Annotated in this window: 4 protein-coding genes; 3 read left to right on the plus strand and 1 reads right to left on the minus strand. The window is 65.9% G+C overall.

Annotation, left to right across the window (positions count from 1 at the left end):
• Positions 1–48 precede the first annotated feature (48 nt).
• Entirely contained in the window at positions 49–324 is a 276-nt protein-coding gene (locus AB0I79_RS62945) for a hypothetical protein (protein WP_357896206.1), read from the minus strand.
• A gap of 1,513 nt (positions 325–1,837) precedes the next feature.
• Between AB0I79_RS62945 and AB0I79_RS62950 the strand changes: the two genes are divergently transcribed.
• The 3 genes from AB0I79_RS62950 (at position 1,838) to AB0I79_RS62960 (ending at position 6,845) form a co-directional block, all read left to right on the plus strand.
• A complete protein-coding gene (locus AB0I79_RS62950; RefSeq protein WP_357896209.1) occupies positions 1,838–2,881 on the plus strand; it encodes a glycosyl hydrolase 53 family protein in 1,044 nt (347 codons plus the stop codon).
• A 12-nt stretch (positions 2,882–2,893) separates the two neighbouring features.
• Positions 2,894–4,645 carry a carbohydrate-binding protein gene (locus tag AB0I79_RS62955; RefSeq protein WP_357896211.1) on the plus strand — a complete coding sequence of 584 codons (1,752 nt, stop codon included), beginning with the start codon at positions 2,894–2,896 and terminating at the stop codon, positions 4,643–4,645.
• A gap of 301 nt (positions 4,646–4,946) precedes the next feature.
• A complete protein-coding gene (locus tag AB0I79_RS62960; RefSeq protein WP_357896214.1) occupies positions 4,947–6,845 on the plus strand; it encodes a glycosyl hydrolase 53 family protein in 1,899 nt (632 codons plus the stop codon).
• Positions 6,846–7,147 lie beyond the last annotated feature (302 nt).

Consider the following 7,147-nt stretch of genomic DNA (forward strand, 5'->3'; position numbering starts at 1 on the left):
GCGGCCATCGTCAGCGCGACGCCGGCGGACAGCAGGGCGGTGCGCGGTCTACGTAAGGACATGAGGGAACTCCAACAGGTAGGGCGGGGGTGGTTGTCGCCGGTACGGCACCGGCGACAGGTTCAGCTCGCACATGTGCCGCAGGACGAGTTTGGCCAGCTCTTTCGCTTCATCGGAGGAGATGGGCGTGTTGTCGGTCACCCTGTCGGTCGCCTGCGTCAGATGGAGCGCGGCCGGGGCCGCGAGCGGCACGGCGAGCAGGTCCGTCGGGAAGGCGAGGAGGGTGGGGACGGCGAGCCTCGTGGAAACCGGCGGTCCTGTCACGCGATGGCCAGACCGAGATAAACCCATGATGATTCGTGCTTTTCCGTGAGGGCCTATGGTTGTCCAGCTTCTTCGGGCTCTGCCTTACGGCGTCCACCTGACCTGGGGGTCGAGGCGGTCATCAAGATCCTTTTCATGGGTCCTCCGGCGATCGGGACAGGGATCGAAAGCAGGGGTCACCCCAGCACCTGCCTGTGCAGACGGCGCGGCCGACCGCGCACGGCCGGTGGTGTCGCCGGCTGCGGACACAGTGGGCCGGCCCAGTGGCGCCCGCGTCCTGGGACGCGGCTGGGTGGACAGTTCACATGAGCGGGCCGGTGTCGACGGTCGCAGTTAGGCGGATGTCGTTTCACCGCATGTTCTGCGGCGGCGGGCGATGGCGGGCATCGGGTGGGCGCGAAGTCGCGAGTGGGTGGGGGATGCGACCACATGTCCTCCTCACAGAGAGGATGAGGCTCTGTGAACGTGCACAGTAATGCAGAGCGTGGCTTACTGAAAGGGCTTGTTCGAAATCCTAGGTAAGGATGCCGTGAGCAAGCAGGCCGCCGTAATCGTCGGCGAATAGGCCATCTTCCTCTCTGTGCACGCTCCCAGAGAGTGCGAACTCCGGAGTGTGGACGTGAAAGTTTCATGCGTCCCCTCCGTCGGGCGCATGGAGAAGCCGGGCGGCCGCACGGGCAGGGCACAGCGAACCGGATGACCTCAGGAGTCTTGACGGTGACGACCGGGGCTTTGTAGTAACCGGTTACGCCCGGCCATGCTGCTGGAGTCCTGTCGTGGCGGCCGTCGACCGTACTGGCAGCCCGATCCCAGCACGTCGGCGGCGGGCCGCCTGTCCGGAAGCCTTGACGAGCCGATGCAACGCTCCTACGCTTGCGCCGTTATATCGGTTTAACTGCTCCGCCCCCCTAGGAGCTCCCATGCGCCCCACTCGATCAGCCCTCACGATCGATGACCGCATCATGTGTGCGTGCTCCCGGCCGCGCCCCTCCGACGGCCGGACCACGCACGGGATGGAACGCCTCGGCCGTCTTCCGTCGCCACGACAACACCTGGTGACACAACCCTGAGCTGCCCTTTTCTGGATATCAAGGTGACCGGAACCGGGAACGGGCGGCAGAGCGAGTGCCGGCTTCGGCGCCTACCGCGAGGGCCGGCCGATTTCCACGGTCACTCGACGGCACCAAAGACCTGGAGCTCACAGGCACGCCAGCCTCCAAGTACGCGGTCGCCCCCGATGGCAAGGGACAAAGAGTGCGTAGGCGCCCCCGTGCGCGCTTTGGGATAAATCGTTTCATGAGGTTCAGCTGCTTTGCCCCGCCGAGGGCTGTGGTGTCTCAGCCCGTTGGGCACGTCCCATCTCAACTGAGTCGTGCCCGTACCCGGGATCGTCTCCTCGTTCGATCGACTGCCAGCGCAATCTGGAGCACTTCCCGAACCGGAGGTTCGGCGGTTGCCCCCTGTCATGTCGAAGTCCACAGCGGACATCTCCGCATCGAAGGGATCTCATGCCATGACCGACAACGAAGCAGGCACACCTGACGTTCTTCGGCGGCGTACCGTCCTGCTCGGCGCGGCGGCCGGCGCGCTGGCGCTGGGCACCAGCGCCGTTCGGGCACCCCAGGCAGAGGCCGCCTCCTCCATCAAGGGCGCGGACATCAGCTGGATGCCGCAGATGGAGGCGCGCGGCTACTACTGGAACAACCGGTCCGGCCAGCGGCAGGACCTGCTGGCCATTCTCAAGGGCTACGGCATCACCGCCGTCAGCCTGCGCACCTGGGTCAACCCGTCCAACGACCCAGGCAACGGCCACTGCAGCATGCCGGAGACCGTGCAGATGGCACGGCGTTGTACGGACGCCGGCCTGCAGGTGCTCGTTGGGTTCCACTTCGGGGACACCTGGAACTCGGTCGGCGTGCAGAACCCGCCGGCGGCATGGGCCGGCATGAGCTACGACCAGATGCTCACGGCGATGCGTACCTACGTCACCAACTCGATGAACCAGCTCAGGAGCGCCGGCGTCACACCGGACTGGGTCAAGATCGGTAATGAGACGAACTCGGGCATCTGCAAGCCCACCGGCAGCCTCAGCCGGCCGAACCAGATGACCGGTCTGCTGAATGCCGCCTGCGACTCGGTCAAGCAGGTCTTCCCCAGCACCCCGGTGCTCATTCATCTGGCCCAGCCGCAGAAGCTCGACAGCATTCAGAACTTCTTCAACGCCTACCGCGGCAACGGCGGGAAGTGGGACATCACCGGCCTGTCCTCGTACGCGCAGGGCGGCAACGTGGCCCCCGTACTGAACAACATGAGGACCATCCAGACCAGCTACGGCAAGCCGGTCATGCAGGTGGAGTACGGCGGCCCTGTAGGCAAGCCCACTCAGGTGCGTGACTCACTGCAGGCGTTCATCGCGGGGATCAAGGGCTTCGGCGGGCTGGGGACCTTCTTCTGGGAGCCCGAGGGCTACCCGTCGTTCAACTACTACAACAGCTCGGCCTGGGACGAAGGCAGCAAACGTCCCACCGCCGCCATGGATGGCTTCCTCAACGTCTGACGGAGTTCACTGATGAAACGCTGCATGACGGTGGCGCGTGCCGCCTTGATCGCGACAGTCGTGGTGGGTTCTTCCACCGCGTTCATCACCACGTCCGTGACGGCCGGCAACGCGGCGGCCGGAGCCGTCTACTACGTCGCACCGAACGGCAGCGACAGCGCGGCCGGAACGCAGGCCGCCCCATGGGCCTCGATCGCTCGCGCGCAAGCGGCCGCCCAGCCCGGGGACACGGTCTACGTCCGGGGCGGCACCTACGTCTTCACCCGCGCGAACAGCGCCTGCTCGAGCCAGACGGCCAGGGTCGACGCGATCACCCTGAACAAGAGCGGTAGTCCCGGCAACCTGATCCGGTACTGGGCCCATCCCGGGGAGAAGCCGGTATTCGACTTCTCCCACATGACGGACAACTGCCGGATCAAGGGATTCAGCATCACCGGCAGCCATGTCCACCTCAAAGGGCTGGACGTCAGAGGCGTGCCGCAGAACAACAAACTGAACGCCGAGTCCTGGGGGATCTGGGTCTCGGGCAGCAACAACATCCTCGAGCTGATCGACACGCACCACCACATGGGAACCGGCCTGTTCATCAGCGGCGGGGGCGGCAACCTCGTTCTCAACTCCGACTCGCATCACAACTACGACCCGAACAGCTCGGACGGGCCTGGCGAAAACGCCGACGGTTTCGGCGCCCACTACACGCCGGCCGGCCGCCCCGCCAACGTGTTCCGTGGCTGCCGCGCGTGGTGGAACGCGGATGACGGTTACGACCTCATCTCCACCTACTCGCCGGTGACCATCGAAAGCTCGTGGTCCTGGCGCAACGGTTACCTGCCGGGGACGACGACGCCTTCCGGCAACGGCGTCGGCTTCAAGATGGGCGGCTTCGGCGCCGAGTACGACGCGGGCGCGGTGAAGCACACCGTCCGTTTCTCGGTGGCCTTCCTCAACAAGGCAGCCGGCTTCTATGCCAACCACCACCCGGTGGCCAACGACTACTTCAACAACACCAGCTACGGAAACCACCCCGACTTCAACATGCTGGGGATCAACTCGAGCGGCGCCGCCGTCGGCCGGGGCAACCTGCGCAACAACATCGCCTACACGGGCACGCTGACGTCGAACATGACCGGTACCAGCTCCGCGTACAACTCCTGGGACCTCGGCGTCACCCTGACGGACTCCCAGTTCCAGAGCGTATCGACCTCCGGCTGGGATGCGCCTCGCCAAACAGACGGCAGCCTGCCCACGCTGCCCCACCTCCGCCCTGCCGCGAACAGCACCCTGATCGACAAAGGCACCGACATCGGCATGCCCTACACCGGGCAGGCCCCGGATCTCGGCGCCTTCGAGTGGCCCGACGACACGCCGCCGGGGCAGCGTTACGAGGCCGAGACCGCGCCGGCGGTGTGTCAGGGCACGATCGATGCGAACTGGGCCGGCTTCTCCGGCAGCGGTTTCTGTAACGGCACCAACGCGGCCGGAGCCTATGCCCAGTTCACGGTGAACCCGTCGGCGGCCGGATCGGCGTCGCTCGGAATCCGGTATGCCAACGGCGCCGGCAGCGCCAGGGCCGCCAACCTGATCGTCAACGGATCCACGGTGGCGACAGTGTCGTTCGAACCCACCGGCGCCTGGACGACGTGGGCCACCAAGACCATGACCGTCCCGCTGAACACCGGCGGCAACACCATCCGAGTGGACCCCACCACCACAGCCGGACTGCCCAACATAGACCACCTCGACCTCGGCCCCACGGCCGGCTGACACCTCACTACGTGAGATCAGGAGGGGCGCAGGGGACCTCCGCTGCTGCGCCCGAGAGCGGGCTGCCTCCCCTCCGCCCGGATATCTCGCGAGTCTCCGGTCCTGTGAACGTGCACAGAACAAATTCGTGAAGTTCGCACACGAACGCCTAGCCCCTTCCCAGGGATGCGATCCAAGACGGGATGGCATCCGTCCACACCAAGATGTCGCGCCCGGAAAGCGGGCGCCATTCGCTGCAGCCTTCCGGCTGAGCATCACCAACTGCCTGGCCAACGCGTAGCCGCACACGACGAGAGGAATCATGATCAATAGATCTGGGACGCGCGTCACCGCGGCACTCACTGTGCTCGTGACCGTGCTGGTGGCCGGGATGTTCACGGCGTCCGCGCCGGCGTACGCCATCTTCGGCACCGCGGACATCAAGCCGATCGAAAGCAACATCGCCGCCAAGTTCTGGGCCTCCGCCACGGCAAGCAGCGGCTTACCCACCGCGCGACTGGCCATTGACGGAGACCCGACGACATCCTGGTACGCCGACGACTCCAGGGCCCGGCAGCGGCTGACCGTCGACCTTGGCGGCGCCTACGACAATCTGCGGAAGGTCAAGGTGATCTTCGCTGACCGTGGCGTGGTGTATCGGTACGTCATCGAGGCCTCGTCCGACGGTCGCAGGTGGACCAGGATCGCCGACCAATTCCGCAACCGGGCCGCGTCACGGGGAGCGGTGCACTTGTTCACCCGGCCGGGCACACGCTTCGTCCGGCTCACGGTCACCGGCGCGTCAGGCCATCCCAAGCTCGGGGTGAGCGAGATCCAGATCTTCAACTACCTACGCGACGACCTCATTCTCGGCGCCGACCTGTCCTGGGTGGACGACGTCCAGACCCGGGAATACTGGGTCAACCCCTTGGCCGCCGACCGGGGTGCCGGACCGCGCCTCCTCGACGTGGCCAAGGACCGGGGCATGGAGTACGCCCGGCTGCGGATCTTCAACGAGCCGAGGGACGAAGGCACCGGCGACCCGACACCGATCCCGCGTCAGGGGCCGGAACGCTCACTGCAGTCGGCACGGTGGATCAAGGACCGGAGCATGGGGCTCGGCATCGACTTCCACTACGCGGACTCCTGGGCGGACCCGTCCAAGCAACCGAAACCGCGCGCCTGGGCCGAGTTGGAGTTCGACGATCTGACGCGGGCGGTGTACGACTTCACCGGCGACTACCTCCGCCGGCTGATCAAGCAGGGCACCACGCCGGACAAGGTCGCCGTCGGAAACGAGATCATCAACGGCTTCCTGTACGGCAGCGAGGCGGCCCTCATCGGCACGACCAACCCGCCGTACTTCGTCAACCAGGCCGACATCTACCAGTCGAAGCCCGGCGGCGGCCTGCTGTGGCGCTACTGGCAGTCGACCGACCCGGTCGAGCAGCGGCTCTACGACGAGGCGTGGGACCGGTTCACCACGTTGGCCGCGGCCGGGATCAAGGCCGTCCGCGATACGTCGCCGAAGTCCAAGGTGGAGATCCATGTAATCGTCGACGCCGGGCGGCTCGCCAAGACCATGGAGTTCTGGAGCCAGTTCCTCACCCGGGTCAAGGCCAAAGGCCAAAACCCTGACGTGCTCGCGATCTCGTACTATCCGGAGTGGCACGGTTCGCCTGACGCGCTGGACGTCAACCTGCACACGATCGCGACGACGTACCCCGGCTACGAAATCGACATCGCCGAGACCGCCTACCCCGCGTCCGGCGGCGACGGCTCGCCATTGCCCAACTCACCCTTCCCACGCACCGTCCAGGGCCAGGCAGACGCTATCCAGCGGGTCTTCCAGGCCGCCAACGACGTGGTCGGCAACCACGGTGCCGGCGTGCTGGTCTGGGAGCCGGCGGGCTACCAGCCGATGTTCCGGGCCGTGCCCGAGTTGCCCAACACCTGGGAGCCGCACGCGTCGATCAACGTGTTCAACGCGAGCCAGGCCAGGCACATCCTTGAAGACACCGTCTACATCACGACCCGGGTGGGCAGGACTCCAGCACTCCCCTCCCACGTCCGCAAGCTCACCACCGCAAACAACACGATCACCACAATCCCCGTTCACTGGCAGGCGCCGCCGGACGGGGCAACCGACACGCCCGGTGAGGTCGTCATCGTCGGGACGACAGCGCTGGGCAAGGTCACCGCAGTCATCGACGTCATCTAGCGACGCGGTCAACGTGATAAGTTCCTGCTCTCCGACGAGGTACAGGTCGAGGTCCACGCCAAGGCACTCAACCTCACCCCCAGGGCTGAAGCGTTTTATCTGGTATCCGACCTGGTGGCCACCGTGTCCTGCTCAGCGCCGCCGTGGCGCTCCTACTGGCGGTGTGGGGGCGTTGGGTCAATCTCACCCGCCCGATCGAACTTCCGTTCTAGAGCCTGTACGAAGTTCGGATCTTTAGACTGGGCGGAGGCTTCGGATCCATAACACGGCTCCGCGTAGGTGCAGGCCGGCCAGATAGCTGT

Source organism: Nonomuraea sp. NPDC050202, from assembly GCF_040656115.1.
In the GTDB taxonomy this organism is placed as follows: Bacteria; Actinomycetota; Actinomycetes; order Streptosporangiales; family Streptosporangiaceae; genus Nonomuraea.

Coding starts and splice junctions, on each gene's coding strand:
- AB0I79_RS62950 (WP_357896209.1), top strand. CDS start 1,838: ATGACCGACAACGAAGCAGGCACACCTGACGTTCTTCGGCGGCGTACC.
- AB0I79_RS62955 (WP_357896211.1), top strand. CDS start 2,894: ATGAAACGCTGCATGACGGTGGCGCGTGCCGCCTTGATCGCGACAGTC.
- AB0I79_RS62960 (WP_357896214.1), top strand. CDS start 4,947: ATGATCAATAGATCTGGGACGCGCGTCACCGCGGCACTCACTGTGCTC.